This window comes from Flavobacterium sp., from assembly GCF_031411595.1.
GTDB lineage: Bacteria > Bacteroidota > Bacteroidia > Flavobacteriales > Flavobacteriaceae > Flavobacterium.
The window spans coordinates 20,726-47,270 of sequence record NZ_JANOBI010000004.1 but is presented as its reverse complement, the minus strand read 5'-3'; the positions used below and the strand labels follow the sequence as shown (position 1 = coordinate 47,270).

The following is a 26,545-nucleotide window of genomic DNA, read 5'->3' as shown; positions in this document are numbered from 1 at the left end:
CAAAATGAGAAAAATATATACTTCTTTGCTACTGTTTTCAATAACTGTAGCATTCCCGCAATCCGGTGAACTTGATTTAAATTTTGGAGTGTCGGGTTTTCTGATTACACAAAACGAAGATCTTGATACCGGACACAGTCTGACCGTAATGCCAAACGATCAGATTGTTATGGTAGGTGGTTATGATAACTTCACTGCTATAAAATTAATGGCTGATGGCACCTACGACAACACCTTTGGAACCCAAGGGCAATTGTTGGTTAATTTTGCTGGATACAATGCTGCCGGGAAAGAAGTGGTGGTGCAACCTGACGGAAAAATCATTATTGCCGGTGACGTGTTTACTCCGGGCGGAATTTATTTTTTTGGTGTTGTGCGCCTCAATCCAGATGGTAACTTAGACAACTCTTTTAACGGAACAGGAAAACTGGTTTTCGATTTTGATGAAGATATGAATTACCTCAGTGGCGTTGCTTTACAACCTGACGGTAAAATCGTAGTCACAGGTCAGGCGGGAACCTATTCATCCGCCGATTATGTAGCAGCACGTATTAATGCTGATGGCACATTAGATAACAGCTTTGGCATTAATGGAAAACAACGCATTAATGTTCAAGGTGATGACCGCGGCACTTGCATGGCGTTACAACCCGATGGAAAGATTCTTATTGGTGGTTTTTCTTATCCTGTGGCATCGAGCAATTGTTGGTTTGCTGCCGTAAGATTGACCACCGACGGACAACTCGATACCACATTTAGTACAGACGGTAAAGCCGTTGCAAAAGTGGCAAGCAGTTATGGTAATGATACGGTTTATGATATGACACTTCAACCCGATGGTAAAATTCTAATGGCTGCCGATTCTTATATTGGTGCCTCACAAGATGTTGGTATTGTCCGATTTACTACTAATGGCGATTTAGACAACACGTTTAGTGGCGATGGAAGATTCAGCATTAACATGGTGGGCACTTCTGATTATTGCAATGCCATTGTCGTGCAACCCGATGGCAACATTTTGGTTGCAGGCTCTTATTATACTACACCTGAAAGAAATATGTTTGTGATAAGACTCACACCAGGAGGTGAACTTGACATAACTTTTAATAGTGATGGTAAAGCTAATTTTGTTGTTCCAGAGGACAATGGGGTATCAGTTTACGATATGAAGCTACAATCTACCGGACAAATTCTGGTGAGTGGTTATGCACTTAACGATTTTATGATTGCGCGAATTTTTAGCGGTACTGAATTGAGCACACAGCAATGGGATATTAATAAGGTATCATTTTATCCTAATCCGGCGACAAACGAGATTTATTTTACAGAAAATATAGCAACCGTTTGTATTTACACTCTTGATGGTAAAAAGATTGCAGGACAAAAAAACAGTTCAATAAAGATGGATGTTTCCCATTTGATGAAAGGCATTTATCTGATCGATATCGAAACGGCAGAAAAAACCATTGTTCATCAAAAGCTTGTTAAACGTTGATAACCTATAATTATTGAATCAATCCTTTTACCTCGTCGAAGTTAAGTCCACCATAATTACCCGAACTCATCAATAAAAGTGCTGAATTTTCAAGATTAAGGTTAAATAAATACGCTTTAAAATCTTGTGGATTCGTATATATAATCAAATCATTTCTGTTGAATGCGCCCGCAATTTGCTCATACGAAACTTCATCAAGCTGCTTAATTTTGACCGCATCAGGCGAATAAAAAACTACGGCTACATCAGCTGCATCAAGAGCTCCTTGGTATTCTTTGAGAAATTCTGCATTCAAACTGCTATACGTGTGCAACTCTAAACAAGCCACAAGCGTTCGGTTTGGATATTGCTCTTTGACTGCTTTTGTAGTCGCGGACACTTTACTTGGTGAATGCGCAAAATCTTTATAAGCTACTTTCGTTAGGCTTTCAGCAATTTTCTCCAATCGTTTCGATGCGCCTTTGAATGATGCGATGGCTTCATAGAATTCGGCTTCATCAACACCCATATTTTGACAAATCCATTTGGCTCCGGCAAGGTTGTTTAGGTTATGGGCTCCAAAAACTTCAATCGGCATATTGCCTTCTGGCGTTTCGAGTAAGGTTACGCCATTATCGACTTTGTATTTTGGTGTTGTGTAGGCCAATTTTCTGATAGGATTGGTCGCTGCTTCTGCAATGCGTTTGACTTCACTATCATCTTCATTATAAACCAAAATACCGCCATTGGTAATGAGTTTGATGAAAACTTCGAATTGTTCGACATAATTTTCATACGTTGGAAACACGTTAATATGATCCCAAGCAATCCCAGAAATAAGCGCAATATTCGGATGGTATAAATGAAATTTTGGTCGACGATCCATCGGTGATGATAAGTATTCATCGCCTTCAAGGACTATAAAATCATTTGTTTCGGTTAAGTGCACCATCGTATCAAAGCCTTCGAGTTGTGCGCCTACCATATAATCGACTTCAATATTGTGAAAATGCATCACATGCAAAATCATCGAAGTGATGGTTGTTTTACCATGCGAACCGCCAATAACGACACGGGTTTTATGCTTCGATTGCTCGTAAAGAAATTCAGGATACGAATAAATTTTCAAACCCAATTCTTGTGCTTTAAGCAATTCAGGATTGTCGGCTTTGGCGTGCATTCCGAGAATTACGGCTTCAATATCGGTGGTAATTTTCTCAGGAAACCAACCCATTTCGTTTGGCAATAATCCTTTTTTTTCCAATCTAGTTCTTGAAGGTTCAAAAATAGCATCATCACTTCCTGTAACTTGATAACCTTTATTGTGTAGCGCTAAAGCGAGATTGTGCATGGCACTTCCGCCGATGGCTATAAAATGTGTACGCATTTATGATTTGAATTTTTCGTTATAATTTTTTAAAACTTGACTGGCCTTTTCGGGCTGATGCAATTTTTCTTTATACAGTTGCGCCAAGCGTTCATATGTGTTTTTAGACCCGCCAACTTGAATGGCCAACTTGTAATTTTTTTCGGCACTCGTATATCGCTTAAAATATTCGTCGATGTGGGCTTTGGAAAGATAGCCGTCGACTGGTGATAATTTCATTAATTCATTCGAATAGCGTTGTGCTTTCTTTTCGCTTCCGCCAACAAATGCGGGAAGTTGAAGATAATATTCAATCAACGCCCAACGTGCTTCGATGTGTTTTGGATTCAATTGCAATGTTTTTTCAAAGGATTCACGCATGTCACCAATGAGTCTGATGGCAACCCATTTGCCGCCTACTTTAGCTTTCATTCCTAAAGCGCCACCATATTTGTAGTAATAATTAGCTTCGGTAGGTTTTAATTTTTTGAGTTTTTCATAATAAACAATCGAGTTGTCCCAATCGTTCGAATGACTCGAAATATCACCCAAGTATTCTATCACTTTTAAATTGGTCGGATAGTCTTTTAAAATCGACAGAAAAAGCGGTTTGGCTTGTGTGTACTTTTCTTCATCGAATAATTTTTCGGCTTTTTCAAAATTCGATTGTCCCCATAAAAAAAGAGGTAAAAGTAATAATGCTGCAAGTAGTTTATTCATCCTTTAAAAATGAGTTTCAAAAGTAGTAAAATTAGAATTGATATACAGCTAAACTTTAGCATTGGTATCGAAAAAAAATCCATTAAAAGCAGAAAAAATCGACAAAAAACACCATGTTAATTTATCGTAAAGCCTTATTTAATAGCGTTTTATAAGAGTTTATCACTAATAAATTTCTAAAAACGTACTTCGTCGAGTTTAATGGTTAGTTATCTGAAAAATTAACATCCTGTTCGATATAAAAATAACTTTGTAGAGCCAAATCATTTTTTCTTAAACCAAATGAAAAAGAATTACTACAATTCCAGATTCCCTTTTTTGGATAGCATTCAATCGATAAAAAAACTATCTTTTGTTATTTTATTGCTTGTATGCATCTTACTATCAAATCCGATAAAGGCACAAATAGCTTTAAGAAATACAACCACTGCAACCTCAACCAATACCAATCTTACGATAAACAAACCTGCGGGAGTCATTGCTGGCGATCTAATGTTGGCTAATATCGCCAAAGGAGGAAACAATACTACTGCCCCTACATTAGCAGGGTGGACATTGATTAACGGCGCCAATCTTGGTGGCGGAACAAACCGATATGGTGCTGTGCTGTATAAAATCGCCGGAGCAGCAGAACCTGCCAATTACACCTTTGCATTGGGAGGCGGAACCAACAGTGCATCGGGAGGGATTGTTGCATTCTCTGGAGTTGATGGTACAACCCCATTTGATGTTACGCCGGGAACCATATCAGTTCAAGGAAATCAGACTGGCGTTACTGCTACAAGTATCACAACCGTAACTGCCAATGCTGCCATAATCATGTTTGGGCAAGCAGCAGGTAATAATCCGACATGGAATAACGGAGTTTGGAGCACTACATCGCCTGGTGGACTTACGGAATTATTTGATGTAGGTCAAGGAAATAATGACCAATCTACTGCAGGTGCAGCTTGGGCAACAAAACCTACCGTCGGAGCTACCGGAAACGGATCGGCTACACTATCTGGAGCTGAACGAAACGGTGGTATTTTACTGGCATTAAGACCTACTTGTACCGTTCCTGCTGCGCCAAGTCAAGCTACCGGATTTGTTTTAGGAACAATAACTTCTACTGCTGTGCCTGCTACTTTTTCAGGTACTGCTAATGGTTATTTGGTAATTCAATCATTAACGAACACGCTGCCGGGACAACCTGTTAATGGAACAACTTATAGTGCAGGAAATATTGCAACATTGGGAAGTGGCTTAACTTTCGTTCAGAGCAGTAACTCGACAACCATTACCGGAACTGGTTTGAATGGAAATAGCAGATACTATTATTTTATTTTTGCATACAACAGTAACGCTTGTTCGGGTGGGCCTATTTATAATACGTCGACACCGTTAACCGGAAACGGCACTACTTGCCCTGCCATACCTAATACAGTAACTGTTAATAGTATTACAACAACTGGTTTTACTTTAGATTGGACTTATCCAACCGGTGGTACTTCATCTGCCATTACGTATACCGTTCAAGTGACTACCAATGCGACTTATACAGCAAATATTCCGGGTTCCCCATTTACTATTGCTGATCCTACGATTACAAAAGTAATTACCGGTTTGAGTTCAAATACAACCTATTATTATCGAATATTGGCGAGCAATGGTTGCTCTAGTGCTTGGGTTAGTAGTAATGTACTCACATTACAACCGGCATGTGTAGCTCCGGTAAGTCAGGCATCTGCTTTTGTTATAGGAACAATCACTTCTACAAGTGTTCCAGCTACTTTTTCAGGTACAGCCAATGGTTATTTGGTTGTTCGATCGTTAACCAATACGCTCCCGGGGCAACCTGTTAATGGAACAACTTATAGTGCAGCCAATATTGCAACATTGGGAAGCGGTTTGACTTTCGTTCAAAGCAGTAACTCGACCACCATTACCGGGACAGGATTAGCAGGAAATACGAGATATTATTATTTCATTTTTGCATACAACAATACTGCTTGTTCAGGAGGTCCTATTTATAATACTTCCAGTCCATTAACAGGAAATGGAACTACTTGTCCGGCGGTACCTAATACTGTAACAGTCAACAATATTACTCCAAGCGGTTTTACTTTAGATTGGACTTATCCGACTGGCGGTACTTCTTCTGCCATTACCTATACCGTTCAAGTAACTACTAATGCTGCTTATACGGCTAATATTCCGGGTTCACCTTTCAGCATTGCCGATCCTACAATTACAAAAGTAGTCACAGGGCTAAACCCAAATACAACTTATTATTATCGAATATTGGCGAGCAATGGTTGCTCTAGTGCTTGGGTTAGTAGTAATGTACTCACACTGCAAACCGCATGTGTTGCTCCGGTAAGTCAAGCGTCTGCATTTGTTTTAGGTACCGTGACTTCTACTAGTGTGCCTGCAACTTTTACAGGTACAGCCAATGGCTTTTTGGTAATTCGGTCGTTGACCAATACGCCACCAATACATCCGGTTAATGGGACAACATACAATGCTGGGAATATTGCAACATTGGGAAGCGGTTTGACTTTCATTCAAAGTAGTAATTCGACTACCATTACCGGAACAGGGTTGGCAGGAAATACTAGATACTATTATTTTATTTATTCTTATAACAATACTGCTTGTTCAGGTGCGCCTGCTTATAATGCTTCCGGTCCATTAACCGGGAATGGAACTACTTGTCCGGCTGTACCTAATTTGGTAACGGTGTCAGGCACTTCATCTAACGGATTTACTTTAAATTGGCTTTATCCAACCGGTGGTACTTCATCTGCCATTACTTATACCGTTCAAGTAACTACCAATGCTGCCTATACGGCCAATATTCCTGGCTCTCCATTTACTGTTGTTGATCCAACCATAACGAAAGTAATCACAGGATTAAACTCAAATACGATTTATTATTACAGAATTTTAGCGAACAACGGATGCTCTAGTGCTTATGTTACTGGTAATGTGACGACATTATATCCGCCTTGTGTTGCGCCTGTAAATCAAGCGTCTGGGTTTGCTTTAGGAGCAGTTTCATCCACAGCAGTTCCTGCAACATTCGCGGGTACGGCTAATGCTTATTTGGTGATTCAATCTTTAACCAATACGCTTCCGACGCAGCCTGCCAACGGAACAATCTACAGTGCCGCTAACATTGCCACTTTAGGAAGTGGATTAACTTTCATACAAAGCAGTAACGCAACTACGATTGCTGGTACCGGATTGACCGGTAATACGAAGTACTATTATTTCATTTATGCTTATAACAATACAACTTGTTCTGGTGGTCCTATATACAATACGTTAGGCCCTTTAACTGGAAACGGAACCACTTGTCCTGACATTCCGTATTCGGTTGCAACTGCATCAACTACATTGAGTGGATTTACTTTAAATTGGTCTGCACCTTCAGGTGGAAGTGCTGCCGCAATAACTTACACGGTTCAAATTACAACAGATGCAGCTTATACTGCAAATATTGCAGGTTCACCATTTACAGGCATCGTTGCAACCACCAAAGTCGTTACTGGATTAGCGGCCAACACTACCTATTATTATCGAATTTTAGCTAATAATGGATGTAGTAGTGCTTGGGTTACGGGCACTGTATATACCGGATATTGTGTTTCAACCGGTAGTACAAATACGCGATATATTAATAATTTTTCTACTACAGGCGGAACTTTAAACATTACCAATAATGGTTCAGGTTACTCAACCAATGGTTATGGGAACTTTACAGCTAGCGTTGTAAGTCAACAGCCATATGGCACTGTGAATTTCTCTTCAGCCTATACCGGTGGAACTTTTGGTTTCAACATTTGGGTGGATTGGAATGACGATTTGGATTTTGATGATGCCGGAGAAAAAGTATACAGTTCCGGTAGTTATAACGCTGCCAATAACGGTAGTTTTTCTGTACCAAGTTTTGCCAGTGTTGGAAGTCATCGTATGAGAATTAGAGCCAATTTCAATGCAACCAATCCTTCTGACTGTGGCGCCATCACTTCAGGTGAAACAGAAGATTATACTTTTACTGTAATTGCTTTAGCTTGTAGCGGCAATCCATCGAACTTGACTGTAAGTGCCATCAATTATACAACAGCCACACTCAACTGGAATGCTGCCAGTCCAGCACCAGCTAGTGGTTACCAATATTATTATTCGACTTCGGGAACTTCCCCTATACCTGCAACAATTCCATCAGGTTCAACAGCTGCGGGTGTTCTAACGGCTAACATTAGTGGTTTGGCTTCTGGTACTTTTTACAGTGTATGGGTTCGTTCTAATTGCGGCGCCAATCAAGGTGTTTGGGTTGGACCAACAACATTTATCACTTTAACAGCACCGCCGGTTACAACGGATACTACATTCTGTCAAGGAGGAAGCGGAACATTATCAGCTACAGCATCGTGTACGAATTTAACCAATCTAGGAACTACAATTAATGGAGCTTGGGATGCCAATGCAGATCCAAGAGCTATTCGTCCTGTAATTTTCTTAGCGAATTCAACAACTTGCCAATTCGACGGCGCTGGATTGACTTCTAATTATGCTGCTCAAGATTTCCAAGTCAATATTACCGGCAATTATGTGTTCACAATGGCGCCTACAACAGCTTACGATTCTATGGGATATATTGTCATTAATCCTTTTAATCCCGGAGTTTGCGGTAGCGGAACATGGGTTGTTGGTGATGACGACAGTGGCCCTACCACTTTTGAGCCTCAGATGAATGCGACTTTAACCGCCGGAATAACTTATACTTTAATTTCTACTTTATACTCGGGAACTAGCATCACTTTGACGAATACTTTTCAATGGAATGTTACCGGACCACCTGGAGGCAATATCTCAGGTGTTTCTGCCGGAGCTATTCAATGGTATACTGCCGCAGTTGGAGGAACTTCAATCGCAACCGGCACACCATTTAACCCAGTTGGAGTTCCAGGTTCAGGATTAGTAGATACTAATACACCCGGAACAACAACATACTATGCTGCTTGTCCGAGTAATCCGAGTTTAAGAACGCCTGCCAATTTTATAATTAATGGACCAACTTCAACGATTTCCGGTAGTGGAAGTGTTTGTAGTGGTTCAGCAACTACAGTTTCAATTGCTTTAACGGGAACTTCACCTTGGACATTCACTTATACTGATGGTGTAACTCCGGTAACCGTAGTTGGAAACACTGTCAATCCGTATGTTTTTTCTGTTACACCAGCAGTGCCATCAACGTATACTGTTACCGCATTGAGTGATGCTACTTGTACCGCTTTAGCCGGCAATAGATATGGTGTTGCAACTGTCAATGGTGGTTTACAATGGAGTGGCGCTATCGATAATAATTGGAATAATGCCAGCAACTGGTCTTCCAATACAGTTCCTACCGCGGTAGATTGTGTCACGATTCCAAGTGCCACGAACCCACCTATAATTTCCGGAAGCTCTTTTCAAGCTTATGCTTATAATTTAACGATTCAAAATGGTGGTATTCTTTTAATAGAATCATCCAATTCGATTACTGTTACTGATATTGTAGACATCAATTCGGGTGGACAATTTTATATAAAAGACAGTGCTAGTTTGGTTCAAATTAATAATGTCAATAATATAGGCATCATCAATATCGAAAGAATTACCCAACCGATGTACCGTTTTGATTACACGTATTGGGGAACTCCCGTTACGTTGGCTTCTGGTTTTACTTTAGGAATGCTTTCACCCAATACATTATCTGATAAATTTTTTAGTTGGATTCCGACCGTAGCGAATAGTTATGGAAATTGGTTTTTTGAATCAGCGGCTACCATTATGGATCCAATCAAAGGATACATCGTAAGAGCGCCACAAACTTTTTCTTTTACTTCAAATGTAAAGGTGCCTTATACCGCAAACTTTATCGGAACGCCCAATAACGGCGATATTTATTGTCCGATTTATTTCGGTGGATTGCCATTGAGCACCAATAACGACAAATACAATCTATTAGGAAATCCTTATGCTTCTGCTGTAGATGCAGAACTGTTTTTGAGTGATCCGGCCAATGCGCCAATCATTGATGGAACTATTTATTTCTGGACTCATAATTCACCCCCAAGTGCTGCCAATGTCGATCCGTTTTACGGTGATTATGTAATCAACTATGCCGCTAATGATTATGCCTCTTGGAATAAAATGGGTGGTACCGGAACCACATCTGCTGCTGGATCTGGCGGAACTGTTCCGAGTGGTTTCATCGCTTCAGGACAAGGTTTCTTTACCAAAAGTGTTGCAACAGCAACGAGTGGCGATCCCGTAGTTTTCAAAAACTCGATGCGAGTATATAATAATAATCAGTTTTTTAGAAATGCCATAGTAAATTCTAATACGAATCGTTCGGAATCTAATGTCACTGAGAAACACCGCCTTTGGTTGAATTTAATCAACACTGGCGGATCGTTCAACCAAATATTAGTAGGTTATGCTGAAGGCGCTTCCAATGGTTATGACCGGGATTTTGACGGTGTTCGTTTTACGGATAACAATAGTATTACTTTGTATTCGATTATTCCTGATAGACACTTGGTAATACAAGGAAGGGCTTTGCCTTTTAGTAGTAATGATCAAATTCCGTTAGGTTATAAATCTACTTTAAATGATAATTTTTCGATACGAATAGATCATTTTGATGCACTGTTTGAAAATCAGAATATTTATTTAGAAGATCGTTTGCTCAATATCATTCATGACTTAAAACAAAGTCCATATACGTTTGCTTCAGGCATTGGCACTTTTGATGATCGATTTGTTTTGCGATACAACAATCCATTGTTAGGAACAACGACCGTAGATTTTGATAGCGATTTGACGGCAGCTTTGAATCAAGGAAAATTAACGGTTCATTCTAGTGAATGGCTGCATGAAATTGCGCTTTACGATATCACAGGAAAATTAATCACTACCCAAACTTTAGACATTCCAAAAAATAGTTTTGAAATGTTTTTCCATGGTGCTGAAGGGATTTATATTGCCAAAATCAAACTTCAAAACGGCATGGTGATTTCAAGAAAATTAATTCAAAAAAGGTAATTTATTTTTTCAACTATTGAAAACCCCTAAATTGTTCGACGCAATTTAGGGGTTTTCAGTTTTTGATAATCCCTCATCGAAACAGTATGTTTTAAACGAAAAACACCGATTTTACATTATTCAATATTTTACAATATAAAATGACAGATATCTAAAACAAATTGGCATATGATGTACATTTTATACAATTTAAAAGCAACTTATCAACATTATTCAAAAAGAAAGCACAAAATAATGTAACTTTACAACCCGTTTTTTTATTATTTAAGGCATATGAAATTAAAATACCACACAGCAGTGCTCTTATCTAGAATTGAATTGAAACACAAAAGTGTTGTGGTTCCTCTATATTCTTTTTTAAAAATTATCCTGTTCGCTTTACTTTTTTTAAACACTGCTGAAGTTGCTTCTCAATGTGCTAATTATCAAGTTTACGAAAGCATCGGAACCGGATTACCAACTTACGGAGGTACGTGGGTTGACAATTCTATTGCTTACACTACAGTTACAACTGCAAATTCGGGATCAAATCAACTAGAATTAGACGGTGTTGGAGATTTCATAAGGACTCCAATGATTAGTACTCCAGGTATTTTTTCTTATTATTACAAACGAAACAGTATTAGTACCGGAGCACCTAAATTTACAGTTCAAACCTCACCAGACGGAGTCACTTGGACATCCAGAGGCTCGGTAACACCCGGTATTGTATGGCTTAAATCTTCAATAAATATAGGTGCATTAGGTTTAACCAATGTCTATGTACAAATCATTGATGAAAGAGCATCAGGAACAGAATTGCGATATATAGATGATATCGCCTGGACCTCGACCACAGCCTCAGAGAATACGATCATACCAGCTATTGCAAATTGTAGTCAAACAGTAACGTGTGGGACTACTTATAATTTTACTGACCAAGGAGGGATTAATGATTCTTATAATCTTTCCAAAGATTACACCATTACTTTTACTCCATCTATTGGAACTAATAAAGTGGAATTGGTTTTTAATGCTTTTGATTTACAATCCGGAGAAGATGGCATGGTTATATACAATGGCCCAACCACAGCCTCTCCAACAATATCTTCGGGACTTCCGGTTGGGACCAATGCAACCAATTGCCCAGCAGGCTCATTTTACGGCACTACAAGTCCCGGAACGATTACTTCCACTGACGCCACTGGTGCTATAACAATTCGATTTCGTTCCAGTAGCGCAGTTAATAATTCAGGTTGGCTCGCTGGTGTTTCTTGTATTCCACCTACAGCTTGTTTAAAACCTACTTTAACTGCAACTACAGCAATAACTGCTACAGCAGCCACTTTAAATTGGGCAGCTCCTAGTCCGGCTCCTAGTAATGGATATGAATATGTGGTTTCAACAACAAACTTTACGCCATCAGCATCGGGTACTTTTACAGCAGCCACAACTGCAAATGTCGGTAGTTTGATTGCAAACACTACTTATTATGTATTCGTGAGAAGTGATTGCGGCGGCGGTATTTATAGCGGATGGACCCCTTCAGGAACTTTCACAACATTGCTTGGTCCTTGTATTGCGCCTGCTTCTCAAGCAACTTTATTTGTTGCCGGAGCCATTACTTCAAATACCTTTCCGGCTTCATTTTCAGGAAGTGCCAATGGTTATTTGGTGATTCAATCAACTAGCGCTACTCCTCCAACCCAACCTACAAACGGAACAATTTATAATGCTGGAAATATTGCCACTTTAGGGGCCGGACTCACTTTTATACAAAGTGCAGCTACTGCAAGTTTTACAGCAACATCATTAACAGGGAACACTTATTATTATTATTATATTTTCGCATACAACAATAGCGGTTGCTTAGGAGGACCTGCCTATAATATATCGGGGCCATTAGTAGGCACGGGCGTTACTTGTCCTGCAATACCCAATACCGTTGGCACCGCAAGTGTAACTTCTAGTGGATTTACTATCAATTGGACAGCGCCAAGCGGCGGTTCAGCTTCAGCGATAACTTATACAGTTCAAATCACTACCGATGCGGGATATACCTTAAATGTAGGCTTATCTCCTTTTACGATTAGTGCTCCGACAGTAACTTTAAACGTTGCCGGATTAAGTTCAAACACATTATACTATTATAGAATTTTAGCAAGTAACGGTTGTAGTAGTGCATATGTATCCAGTAGTGTAACGACATTATTTCCGCCTTGCGTTGCTCCGGTTAGTCAAGCCAATTCATTTGTATTAGGAACGATTACTTCCTCATCAATTCCGGCTTCATTTTCTGGAACGGCTAATGGTTATTTAGTGGTTCGTTCTTTAACCAATACTCCGCCTAGTCAACCTGTAAACGGAACTATTTATAGTGCAGGCAATGTTACTACTTTGGGAGCTGCTTTTAGTTTTGTACAAAGTGGTGCCTCCACATCATTTGCAGGAACCGGATTGGCTTCTAACACACAATACTTTTATTTTATTTATGCTTACAATAATTCTTCCTGCTCTAGCGGGCCAATGTATAATGTTTCAGGACCACTAACCGGTAACGGCACAACGCTCATAGGTTTTAATGATGACTGCAGTACTGCTATACCTTTGACAGTAAATCCGACCGGAACCTGTACTACGAGCACCAACGGAACTACAGCTGGAGCAACGCAATCTCAAGTAGGTTGTGTAGGTACTGCCGATGACGATGTATGGTATAGTTTTACGGCCACTTCAACTTCTCATATTGTTACTGTTACTCCAACAACGCTTTCAGATGCTGTTTTGCAAGTATTTACTGGAACTTGCGCAGGAACTTTGACCAGTCTTTCTTGTATGGACAACACACTTGGCTCTGCAGTAGAAACAACTACTTTATCAGGACTATCCATTGGTGCTACTTATTTTGTGAGAGTTTACAGTTATTCAAGCGGCATTAATCAGGGAACTTTTTCAATGTGCGTTACAACATTAGCACCTTGTGTGGCTCCGAGTCAAGCTACTGGTTATGCGTTAGGAACCGTTACTTCAACATCACTTCCAGCAACATTTTCCGGTAGTGCCAATGGTTATCTTGTAATTCAATCTTTAACCAATACAGCTCCAACACAACCCTCAAACGGTACTGTTTACTCTGCTGCTAACATCAATACTTTAGGGGCAGGTTATACTTTTATTCAAAGTGGTGCCTCTACTAGTATTCCCGCCACAGGGTTAAATGGAAATACAAGATATTATTATTTCATTTATGCATTCAACAATACAACTTGCACCGGCGGTCCGGTTTATAACACATCCGGAGCATTAACAGGAAATGGCGTGACATGCGTAGCGGTGCCAAATGCAGTCACTACCAGTAACTTAACCGCGACTGGATTTACACTAAATTGGGTTGTCCCAACTGGTGGGTCATCAGCTGCTATTAACTATACCATTCAAGTAACAACAGATGCGGGGTATACCACCAATATTGCAGGCTCACCTTTTTCGGTAGCCAATCCAACCGTTATTTTGAATGTCACAGGATTGACAACCGCAACAACTTATTACTATAGAATACTCGCTTCGAATGGATGCAGTAGTAGTTATGTAAGTGGAAATGTAACTACAACTTGTACGGCTACTAGCGTACCATACACTCAAAATTTCGACAGCGTAACCCAACCGGCACTTCCCGCTTGTGTGGCTGTTGATAATACCAATGGCGACACAAAATTTTGGAAAACTTGTAACACCACTTCGTTAGGAAATGCAACAGCTATTAATCCGGTTTCTGCACCCAATCAAATGGGAATTCAATATGATAGTGCCAATACCATGAATGATTGGTTTTATCTGCGAGGCTTGAATTTAAACGCCGGAACCGCTTATCGACTGACTTTCTATACCCGAGCTTATAATTTTACTGGAAGTAACGAATTGCTAGAAGTAAAATACGGAACATCTCCATCGTCTTCCTCGATGACCACTTCATTAATCCCAACAATTACAGTTATTGGAAATGATCCATACATCCAAAAAACTGTTGATTTTGTAACTTCAAGTACAGGTGTTTTTTATATCGGATTTCATGGAGTTTCACCAGCCAATTTATGGTATCTATTTGTAGATGACGTTAGTGTAACCTTAAGTCCGTCATGTTTAACACCATCATTATCAGACACATCAAACATCACATCAACTTCAGCAACCATCAATTGGGCAGCACCGGTTATTGCTCCAAGTAATGGCTATCAATATGTAGTTTCTACAAGCAACGTAACGCCTGCCGGAGCCGGAACAGCTGCCGCTGGACTAACAGCAAATGTTACCGGATTAACCGCTAACACAACTTATTATATTTTTGTACGAAGCGATTGTGGTGGTAGTTTCAGCAATTGGACAGCTTCCGGAAGTTTTTATACGGGTTATTGTGTTTCAACATCGATATCCTCTAGCTTTTACATCAGTGATTTCTCAACTACCGGTGGTATCGCAAACATTACCAATAATGCTTCAGGATATTCAGCAAGTGGTTATGGCAATTTTGTAGCGCAATCTGTTAGTCAACAGCCTTATGGCACTGTCAACTTTTCATCTGTTTATACCGGAGGATCATTCGGATTTAATATTTGGGTGGATTGGAATAACGATTTAGATTTTGATGATTCGGGTGAAAAAGTATATGGTTCAGGAAATTATTTCTTTAGCAATACCGGCAGTTTTACTGTGCCTGCCAGTGCAGTTGTCGGGAATCATCGCATGAGAATTCGAGCCAATTATAACGACACCAATCCTTTAGCGTGTAACTCCATTACCAATGGGGAAACTGAAGATTATACCTTTACCGTTGTAGCTTTACCTTGCAGTGGAAACCCAACCAATCTGCCTGTGACCGGAATCGGATTTACAACAGCAACGCTGAATTGGACCGCGGCAAGTCCGGCTCCTACTAGTGGGTATGATTATATTTATTCATCTTCAGCCACCAATCCTGTACCCGCAACTTTACCAACCGGAAGTACAGCAGCCGGTGTAACTACTGTTGGCTTAACTGGGCTTACGGCAGGTTCTATGTATTATGTTTGGGTGCGTTCGAATTGTGGGGCTAACAAAGGAGTTTGGGTTGGACCTATTTCTTTCATCACCAATGCAGCTCCGCCTATGACTTCCAATGCGTCGATTTGCCCGGGTGGTAATGCGACTTTAACCGCAACAGGTTCTTGTACGAATTTAACAAATTTAGGAACCACCATCAATGGTGCTTGGGATGCTGGTGGAGATCCTAGAGCCATTCGACCGCTCATTTTTATTGCTAACTCTCCGACTTGTCAATTTGATGGATCTGGTTTAACATCCAATTATACCTCACTCGATTTCCAAGTTAGTGCTACTGGATTTTATACTTTCACTATGGCTCCAACGACGGCATATGACGGTATGGGTTATATTGTAATTAATCCATTCAATCCCGGAGTATGTGGCAGTGGCACTTGGATTGTCGGCGATGATGATAGTGGGCCGACTACATACGAACCTTTGATGAGCGCCACATTAAATGCTGGAGTAACTTATACTTTAATATCTACTTTATATTCCGGTTCAAGCATTACCTTAACTAATACTTTTCAGTGGAATGTAACCGGACCCGGAACCATTTCCGGTGTGGTCGGAGGTACAGTCGAATGGTATACTTCCGCAAGTGGTGGCGTGCCGATTGGTACAGGAACACCTTTTAATCCTGTCGGCGTTTCCGGTTCAGGATTAACCAATACCAACACTCCCGGAACCTATCCTTATTATGCAGCTTGTCCTAACAATCCTAGTGTAAGATCGGTGGCTAATTTTGTAATTAATGGCCCGACATCTGTCATTTCCGGAACAGGATCAACTTGTAGTGGCAGCGTTCCGATGAGTATTGCATTGACAGGAACTTCGCCTTGGACATTTACTTATACTGATGGTACAACACCTGTTACAGTAACAGGAAATACTACGAACCCTTATGTGTTTAATGTTTCTCCTTCGATTCCAACCAACTATACGCTTACTGCGTTAAGTGATGCCAGTTGTCCCGCATCAAGCACTAGTATGACCGGAACTGGAACAGTAACAGGTTCAAAAAATTGGAACGGAGCCACAGCAGATTGGAATACGGCAAGCAATTGGAATCCTGTTGGTGTTCCGACAGCGTTTGATTGTGTTGTCATAGGAAATACGGCTATAGATCCGATTATATCCGGAACCTCATACGATGCTTATGCTTATAGTTTGACTGTGCTCAATGGCGGTTATTTATTAGTTAATGGAACCAACAACATCACCGTTACCGACATTGTCAATGTTGTTACAGGTGGCCAGTTGACGATTCGCAATTCCGCGAGTTTAATTCAAGTAAATAATGTTACCAACAATGGTATTATTACTATAGAAAGAACCACACAACCGATGTATCGTTTTGACTATACGTATTGGGGAACTCCGGTAACTTTTGCATCCAATTTTACTTTGGGCAATTTATCGCCATTCACACTATCCGATAAATATTATAGTTGGATTCCGACTGTAGCCAATGGTTTTGGTACCTGGTTGTCTGAAACATCCGCCACCATTATGAATCCGATAAAAGGGTATATTGTACGAGCGCCACAAACTTTTTCATTTACACCCACTGTTTTTGTTCCTTACACGGCTAACTTTATTGGCACGCCAAACAATGGTGACATTTTATGCCCTATATATCACGGAAGTTTAGGAGTAGCCACTAATAATGACAAATACAATTTATTAGGAAATCCTTATCCTTCAGCCATTGATGCGCAGGCTTTCCTTACCGACCCTGTAAACACGCCAATAATTGATGGAACCATTTACTTTTGGACGCACAATTCCGCTCCAAGCACTGCATATGTCGATCCTTTTTATGGTGATTATGTCATCAATTATACCGATAGCGATTATGCATCATGGAATAGTTTAGGAGCTGTGGGTTCGCGAGGAACTGCTGCCCTTTCTGGTGGTGTTGCCCCAAATGGATTTATAGCAATTGGCCAAGGATTTTTCACAAAAAGTACTGGAACTGCTCCTAGCGGGAATAATGTAACTTTCAAAAACACCATGCGGGTTTCAGAAAATATTGCCCGATTCTTTAGAACTAGCTCCACAGCAATCAGTAACAATACTGTTAATGAATTTGAAAAACATCGCATCTGGCTTAATTTACTAACACATAGCGGGTCCTTCAATCAAATTCTGATAGGTTATATTGAAGGCGCCACGGAAGGTTGGGACAGAAATTACGACGGTGTACGTTTTGCAGACAACAACAGCAGCACATTTTATTCTGTGATACCTGATAGGAATTTAGTCATTCAAGGAAGGCCGACGCCATTTTCAGATGAAGATACTGTTCCGTTAGGTTTTAAAGCAACGGCGCAAGATATTTTCTCTTTACGTATTGACCATTTTGATGGTTTATTTGACAATCAAAACGTGTATGTTGAAGATACTTTTCTGAATACCATTCATGATTTGAAACAAAGTCCTTATATTTTCACTTCTGAAATCGGAACATTCAATGACCGATTGGTGCTTCGATATACTGATCCTGCTTTAAACACAAACGCATTTGATAGTAATCAAAATGTAATTGCTTTTATTTATCAGAAGGATTTGGTTGTTGAAGCGGCTCAGTTTATCAAAGAAATTGCGGTTTATGATATCACAGGTAAATTAATCAACACCTATATTCCAAAAAACAAAACCTTGAAAATCAGTGAAAATTTCATTTATGCTGAAGGTATTTATTTGGCGAAAATTAAACTCGAAAATGACGCAATTGTTACTAAAAAATTAATTCACAAATTGAATCCTTAAAAATATCAATATTGAAACAATTCATTAAATTAAATTTTTCTCAATAATTTATAAAAACCTCTTTATTTTAAGAGGTTTTTTTTATTATAAACTATTGTTTATTAGAATAATATAATAATGTCATGTTTAGAATAAAATAAGGCTATCACGCTGTTTTTAAAAAATTAAATTTGTAATTTTGTCAAGTTTGGCTGGGTTTTAAAATAACATTTAAAATTGCTGAAACCTAATAAAAAGTGTTATGATAAAATATTTAAATTGTAAATTAATTGTAATAATCGTTTTCCTTTTAAGCTTGCAAAATACGCAGGCTCAAAACAATTGGGATGGCGATAATGCTATAGGTAATTTCGGAGGAATGCTTTTTCCAACTTATTGCGACAATTGGTTTGGAAATCTTTGTCCCGCTACTTGGAACTCGACTACAGATTTAAATATTCAATTTAAAAATAACATTCTACAAACCACCATGTATTTGGATTATGGCACTTGGAAAGATATTAACAACCTTACTTATTATGCTACCTATACTTCATCGGTAACACAGTTTGATGCTGATGGCCCGATTGGTAGTGAAAACGGCCTTAATTTTTATGGTAAAATTGAAAATTATTCGCCTAATTTAACTCAAATATTTAATCTTCCCTTTCACGGAAAGAACGCAACACAAATAGAACTGAATCCAATCAATGCCGGATTGACTTTCAATCGTCCGATCTATAATTCAGGCAACAAACCTTTTCTTGTTTATGGCCCGAACAGCAAAAAAGTAACCTTAAACAGTTACCCCGAAGGCAATGGTTCTGTCGGATTTTACCTTAAACAATACTCCATCGTTGAAGTAAATTATAACAATGTCGCTTCTTTATCTGGTGGTTATTTTGTGGAAGAAGGGGAACTTTGGGTGAATTCAGGTGGTGTGATTCAAGGCGGAATTCAAGTAGGAAATGGCAATGCTCTCGTTAATAAACTCTACATCAGTCATATTTCAACACCAACTACAGTTGCGAATGCCATTACTGTTCCTGCCAATTCTACCAATGCCACGATTGGATCGTTGAATACTTCTAACACACACACTTATTCAGGAACCATCAACTTAAACAACAATGCGGTTAATTTTGATGTTGTCAGTGCCGGCGGTAGTGTCGATTTTACGAATGTGATTTCAGGAACCGGAGGCATTAAAAAAATAAGTCCAGGATTGGTTCGCCTTTCTGCATCAAATACTTACACAGGAAATACGGTTGTTAATCAAGGAACTTTACAATACGGAATTGCCAATGCCATTGCGAACACGAGCAACGTCATTTTGAATGGAGGGAAATATAGTACCGGTGCGGCAGCAGGATTCAGCGATACCGTTGGAACGTTGGCTTTAACTGACAATTCCATTATAGAATTAGGAACAGGAAATAATATTTTAACTTTTGCAAATAGTAGTGCTGTTGCATGGACTCCTGCTAAAACGCTCACCATCAACGGTTGGACAAACAGTTGTACCGGTGCCAAAGTTTTTGTTGGAAACAACAATACCGGGCTTACAGCAACACAATTGGCGCAAATTACTTTTCAAGGTTATTCACCTGGGGCGAGTATCAGTTCAACCGGAGAATTAATTCCTGGAAATATTGTTCTTACAGCAACCACCGGGACATTATTATTGGCAAACTATGCTACACTCAAAGCCGCTTTCGATGCCATTAACATCGTAGGAACACATACTGGTGTTATAGCCATTTCTGTTTTGAATGATACCAATGAAGGTGTACTTACCGCAGCTTTAAATCAAGTTGCCGGAGTGACTTCAGTATCAATCCAACCAGGAGGTTGTGGACCAAGAACAATAACTGGAGCTACTACCGCCCCAAATCCTTTAATCGATTTTAATGGCGCTGACAATGTAACCGTTGACGGATTAAACACTGGTGGAAATAGTTTGACCATTTCTAATACAACAGTATCTGCTACTTCAGGAACCTGTACGATTCGTTTTCAATTGGACGCCACCAACAATACCGTTACTAATACTACAGTTTTAGGTTCCGCAACCATGGCATCAGGAACTGCCGGAGGAAATATTTTTTTTGGTGCAGCATCAACCGTAACAGGTAGTGATAACAATACGATCTCAAATTGTACTATTGGACCAGCAGGTGTTAATTTACCAACAAAAGGGATATGTTTTACAGGAACTCCAGGTTTTGAAAACAGCGGAACTACAATTACTAATAATAATATTTATGATTATTTCAGCTCCACTGTCGCCTCTGCCGGTATTGACTTAGCATCAATTGGATCAAATAGTGCCTCTATTACTAACAATCGATTTTATCAAACCGCAACCCGAACATTAAATGCAACAGCGATTCATTCTGGAATTCGAATAGCCAATACTGCGGCTGCAGCAACATTTGTTGTAACAGGAAACACTATCGGATATAGCTCATCTGCTGGAACAGGAACCTATAATTTTACAGGTACTGTTACCGGTGCCGTCTTTAATCCCATCAATCTTACCCTTGGAGCCACTGCTAGTAGTATTCAAAATAATACCATTGCAGGAATTGCACACAGCACTTCATTCGTCGGTTTTTTTAATTTATTCAATGCCATTAATGTAACTGCAGGAGCCGTCAATATTGGAACGGTTACAGGAAACACAATTGGACTAGCGGCCGCACCCATTACTCTTAGTTGTTCAGTTGCTGGTGGAGGTACAATAACAGGAATCAATACGTCGAGCGCGTTAACAGTCAATATTCAAAACAATACCGTTCAATCTATTAGCAGTTCCGGAATAGCTGCTGCTTCTTTTGATTTTAATGGAATCAATGTGGCTGGAGCCGGAATATATACCATCAACAATAATACTATTGGACATCCGGTAGCAGCGAACAGTATCAATATTGGGACTTTAGGTACATCAACAGCGTTAAGCACCGTTAGAGGAATCAACTCAACAGCAACAGGAACGCCACTCAACATTGGAGCAATAGGACTTCCTAACGTCATTCAAAATATTACTATGAATGCTAACGCTGCCAATTCATTTACCGGAATCAACACATCAGGAGTGAATACAACAACCAATATAAGTTATAATAGTATTCGTGGCGTTCGTTTTACTTCCGCAAGTACAACTGGGTCGAATTTTACAGGAATTAGTAATTCTGGTGCTGTAACCGGTAGCATTACCATTAGCAACAATAACTTAGGAATTGCAGGTACCGATTTAGTAACCTATACTGCTGCTACTTCGGGTTTGTTTAGAGGAATTTCAAATTCTGCCGGTGGTGCGCTAGCGACATTATCAATTCTTTCAAATGATTTTAGAGGAATTACTCATACGGTTGCTGCTACATCTGCTTCCTCACATAATTTTATTATTAATACTGCTGCCACAGCGTCTCAGGATATTAGTTCCAATACGTTTACCAATTTAAGTGTAAATTCATCTGGTGGAGCAATAATCTTTTTAGCCAATAGCGTTTCGTTGTCAGCTACAGGAACTAAAAACATCAATTCCAATAATATCGTCGGTACTTTTACAAAAGGTGGATTGACAGGTTCACTCACCCTATATTCAGACATTGCAAGTTCAGTTGCTGGAGCTGTAATTAATAACAATAACAATAATTTCTCTAACATAACCACAACAGGTGCAAGTACTGTTACGGGGTGGAGTAATAGCGATGGAGCCACACCTTGTCCTACAAAAAACATTACAGGCAATACATTTTCTAACTGGACATTATCCGGAACTAATGTAACAGTTGTGAATGCGAACTTCTTTGGAGGTGCAACATCATCGGTATCTACAAACACAATCAGCAATATTACAGCTTTGGGCACCATCAGTGGCATCGTCATCGGAGCCAATGGTAGCGCGACCATCCTGGATACAAACAGCAACACGCTTTCGGGATTGGGCAGCGCAATGACTTCTAGTACAGGCGTTACAGGCATTAGTAATGCACAGCCTGCAGGTACCGCAACTTGTAACACCAATAGCAATAACATCTCCTCACTCACAGCAAATTCAGGTCCTGTGGTTGGAATCAGCAATACCGCTGCTTCTCCAACAAAAAACATTTCGAATAACATAATTGGCACATTATCGAGCGGGACAAGTACTGCTTCTGCGATCAATTCATCAAACGGTACTACAGTAAACATAAGCACGAATACGATCACAACGATTGCATCCATTTCGGTTCCGGCTGCGTCAATCGTAACAGGAATAACGGTGACCGGTGGTTCTACAATTAATGTAACAAATAACCCGATTTCAACCTTAAATTCGGCCAATGACGGTGCTTTCAGAGGTATTTATGTCAATCCGCTTGGGGCAACATCCAATACCATTACCGGAAATACCATCAATGGGATGACAAGCAGTGCTACAGGAACTGGCGCATTCATTAGAGCCATTGAAGCACAAGGAACTAATAACGCTACTATAAGCTCCAATACAATTTCCAATATCAACACGCCAACAACAAATGCCGCTACAGGAATTGTTGGTATTTATTATGGTTCAACCGGAGCCGCTACCACAATAAGCAGTAATACGATTTCTGCTATCAATGCAACTTCTGTAACCGTAACCAACGTAACTGTAGGTGCTATCGTAACAGCCAGCACTGCTGCCGGAGGAACGATTTCTAAAAATAGAATTTACGGATTGACCAATTCAACCACTGGGGCCGCCAATTACACCATTGGTTTTGTACCAAATGGTGGAAATTGGACTTTTGCAAACAACATGATTTCAATTATCAACAACAACACAGTACAGGCTGTCGGTGTTTTTGATGCCGGAGCTACCGGAGCCAGAAATTATTATTATAATAGTATTTACATTGGAGGAACCCATGCAGGCAATCAGGTTTCTGCGGCGTTCCAATTCAATGCAGCAGCTGGAAGTGGAGACATCAAGAATAATATTTTTGCGATGGCGAGAACCAGCGGTGGTAAAAATTATGCGATTGTCAATACCAGTTCTTCTTTCACAGGCATTACAATTAATTATAATGTACTCAATTGTACTGTTGCATCCACAATAGGATTGAGCAATGCGACAGACACCTCTTTCGCAGCTTGGAAAACAGCATCAGGTGGTGATGCCAATAGTTATACAGCTATCGTAATCCCTTTCACAAATACCGCTACAGCAGATTTACATATAACAGCAGGTTGTACTGATATCGAGTCCGGAGGAACACCAGTTGCTGTTCTTGATGATTATGATGCCGCAGTAAGGAGTGTAACAACGCCCGATATTGGTGCTGACGAATTTACAGGTACCAAACCTGCGGTGATAACACTAACTCCTGATACCGCTATTTGTATAGGAAGTGGCACAAATTTGACTGCTAGTAGTACCGATTTAACCTATGTATATACTTGGAGCCCATCGACTGGATTAAGTGCTACAACAGGCGCTACAGTTACTGCATCACCTTTGGTAAACACTACCTATACCGTTACAGGAACTTCTCCGGCTTCGTGCGTAAAAACTAAAGATGTTACCATTACTGTAAATCCACTTCCGAATCCGATAACGGTTTCTCCGAGCACCATAAATATATGCCCCAATACAATTCAGACTTTTGTTGCAGCACCAAATACAGGGACAGTTACCGTTGGTACAGCTTCTGGAAGTTCCGTTGCAGCCAATACTTCTTATCGACAAGGAACTACTACTGAAGTAAGAATACAATATCTATTCACAAAAGCGGAACTTAATGGAGCCGGGATTACGGGTGGTAATATCACTTCGATTGCTTTTAATGTTACTACTGCAGGAACTATTGCGATGGGAAGTTATGCTATTAGCATGGCCAATACGCCAGCCACAGTTTTGACCTCAACCTATCTAACGCCATCGTTTACAAATGTCTTTAGCACTGTAAATCTGTTACCTGTTTTGGGTTTGAATACACACGTTTTCAGTTCCCCGTTTGTTTGGGATGGTACATCAAATGTGGTTATCAATATTTGTCATACGGGAACTTCTGGAATAGCTAGTACTGTGTCCGTTTCAACCCCGGCTGTCGTAAGCACCATTTCCAGAACTGGGAGCGGCTCTTGTGCATCACTGACAGGAACTACAAATGCCAATAGGCCCATCATTACTTTTGGTTTTGAAATTCCAATTACTTGGTCACCGACTGCAAACTTATTTATTGATAGTGGAGCAACCACGGCATACAATCCAGCCATCCATTTGAATCAGCCAACAATTTACGCCAAAGCACCATCTCCAGTAGTATATACCGCAACTGTGACTACACCCATAACAAGTTGTACACGAACAAGCACAGGAACCATTACCATGTCCTCTTCAACATGGAACGGGTCGGGGTGGCTGCCTGCTACACCAACTGGAAATACAAGTTTGAGTTTTACAGGAAGTTATACTTCATCAGGAAATTTATCAGGTTGTAGCTGTTCTATAACCGGAGGAAATGTCATTTTTAATGACCCCGATGCATTAATCCTTACCAATGGTTTGACGGTTACTGCACCCGGAACTTTAAAGATTAATAATAATGCCAGTCTAATACAAATTGATGATACTGCAACCAATTCCGGAATCATCACTGTCGAAAGAATTACCCAACCCATGTATCGTTATGACTTTACTTATTGGGGTTCTCCGGTAACTTTTGCTTCTAATTTTGCTTTAGGCGGTGCTGGAGGTTTGTCTCCAGCTACTTTATCAGATAAATATTTCAGTTGGATTCCGACTATAAGTAATGCAGGGGGTAACTGGACTAACGAAACAGCCGCCACCATTATGAATCCTATTAAGGGTTATTGCGTCAGAGCACCTCAAACCTTTTCACCAATAGTTGGAACTACAGCAACTTATCCCGCAAACTTCATTGGTACTCCAAATAATGGAATTATTTCAACTCCAATCTATCATGGTACATTGGGTGTTGGGGTAAACGATGACAAATATAACTTGATAGGCAATCCCTATCCGTCAGCTCTTGATGCTCAAGCATTTCTAACGGATCCTTTAAACACGCCAATTATTGACGGAACGATATATTTCTGGACGCATAATTCTCCGATTAGTGCCTCCAATCCGAATCCGTTTTATGGAAGCTTTGCACTTAACTACAACAACAACGATTATGCTGCGTGGAATAGTCTTGGCTCTGTCGGATCGAGAGGAATTCAAGCAGGTACAGGAGGTGTAACTCCGAACGGATTTATCGCATCTGGTCAAGGGTTCTTTGCTAAAAGCACAGGTACTGCGGCTACGGGTGCTACTATTACTTTCAAAAATTCGATGAGAGTAGCAGGAAGCAATGATCGATTTTTTAGAAATAGTATTCCAATAAATAATCCATCTCGGGACGAAAATACTGTTACTGAAAAAAGTCGCATTTGGTTAGACTTGATTAGTAACAGCGGTAGCTTTAGCCAAATTCTAGTAGGTTATATAACCGATGCAACTTTAGATTACGACCGAATGTATGATGGAGTACCAATCGATGAATCTGGCATGTTGTTGTACTCTATCATTCCTGAGCGTAAGCTGATTATTCAAGGAAGACCGTTGCCTTTTGATGAAACAGATCAAGTAACTTTAGGCTTTAAATCATTAGTACAAGATACTTATTCTTTAGGCCTTGATGCTGTAGATGGTTTGTTTGAGAATCATAATATTTATATCGAAGACAGAGATCTGAATATCATTCACGATTTGAAACACAGTCCCTATACTTTCACTTCTGGCTCAGGATCATTTAATGACCGATTTGTACTTCGTTATACCGATACTGCTTTAAGTACAGAAACTTTTGATGCCAATGCCAATGTAACTGCCTTTATTGCCAACCACGAATTGCAAATCAAAAGCTCTAAAAACATGGTCAACATTACGTTGTATGATATTTCCGGAAAATTAATTCAAGTGTATTCTAAAGAAATTGGTCTTGATTTTAAAACCAAATTCAACTTTGCCAATGGCGTTTATCTGGCCAAAATCAAATTAGACAATGGTATCGAAGTAACGAAGAAAATCATTCATTAAAGAAAGAATAAGAAACAAT

General features: G+C 39.8%; 6 protein-coding genes. 4 read left to right on the top strand and 2 right to left on the bottom strand.

Features of this window, described 5'->3' with window-relative positions; translation table 11 throughout:
* Positions 1–4: 4 nt before the first annotated feature.
* Complete coding sequence (locus RMO03_RS00615; RefSeq protein WP_309640138.1) at positions 5–1,495, top strand: T9SS type A sorting domain-containing protein; 1,491 nt, start codon at positions 5–7, stop codon at positions 1,493–1,495.
* Between the two features lie 10 nt (positions 1,496–1,505).
* Here the strand turns inward: RMO03_RS00615 and murC are convergent, their stop codons facing one another.
* Both murC and RMO03_RS00605 read right to left on the bottom strand, forming a co-directional pair.
* Entirely contained in the window at positions 1,506–2,861 is a 1,356-nt protein-coding gene (gene murC, locus RMO03_RS00610; protein WP_309640137.1) for a Mur ligase family protein, read from the bottom strand.
* A complete protein-coding gene (locus RMO03_RS00605; protein WP_309640136.1) occupies positions 2,862–3,560 on the bottom strand; it encodes a hypothetical protein in 699 nt (232 codons plus the stop codon). It lies immediately after the preceding gene.
* Between the two features lie 282 nt (positions 3,561–3,842).
* Here RMO03_RS00605 and RMO03_RS00600 point away from each other — a divergent pair, with 282 nt between their 5' ends.
* The 3 genes from RMO03_RS00600 (at position 3,843) to RMO03_RS00590 (ending at position 26,526) form a co-directional block, all read left to right on the top strand.
* Entirely contained in the window at positions 3,843–10,637 is a 6,795-nt protein-coding gene (locus RMO03_RS00600) for a fibronectin type III domain-containing protein (protein ID WP_309640135.1), read from the top strand.
* Between the two features lie 273 nt (positions 10,638–10,910).
* Complete coding sequence (locus tag RMO03_RS00595; RefSeq protein WP_309640134.1) at positions 10,911–18,470, top strand: fibronectin type III domain-containing protein; 7,560 nt, start codon at positions 10,911–10,913, stop codon at positions 18,468–18,470.
* A gap of 241 nt (positions 18,471–18,711) precedes the next feature.
* Complete coding sequence (locus tag RMO03_RS00590) at positions 18,712–26,526, top strand: hypothetical protein (protein WP_309640133.1); 7,815 nt, start codon at positions 18,712–18,714, stop codon at positions 26,524–26,526.
* Positions 26,527–26,545 lie beyond the last annotated feature (19 nt).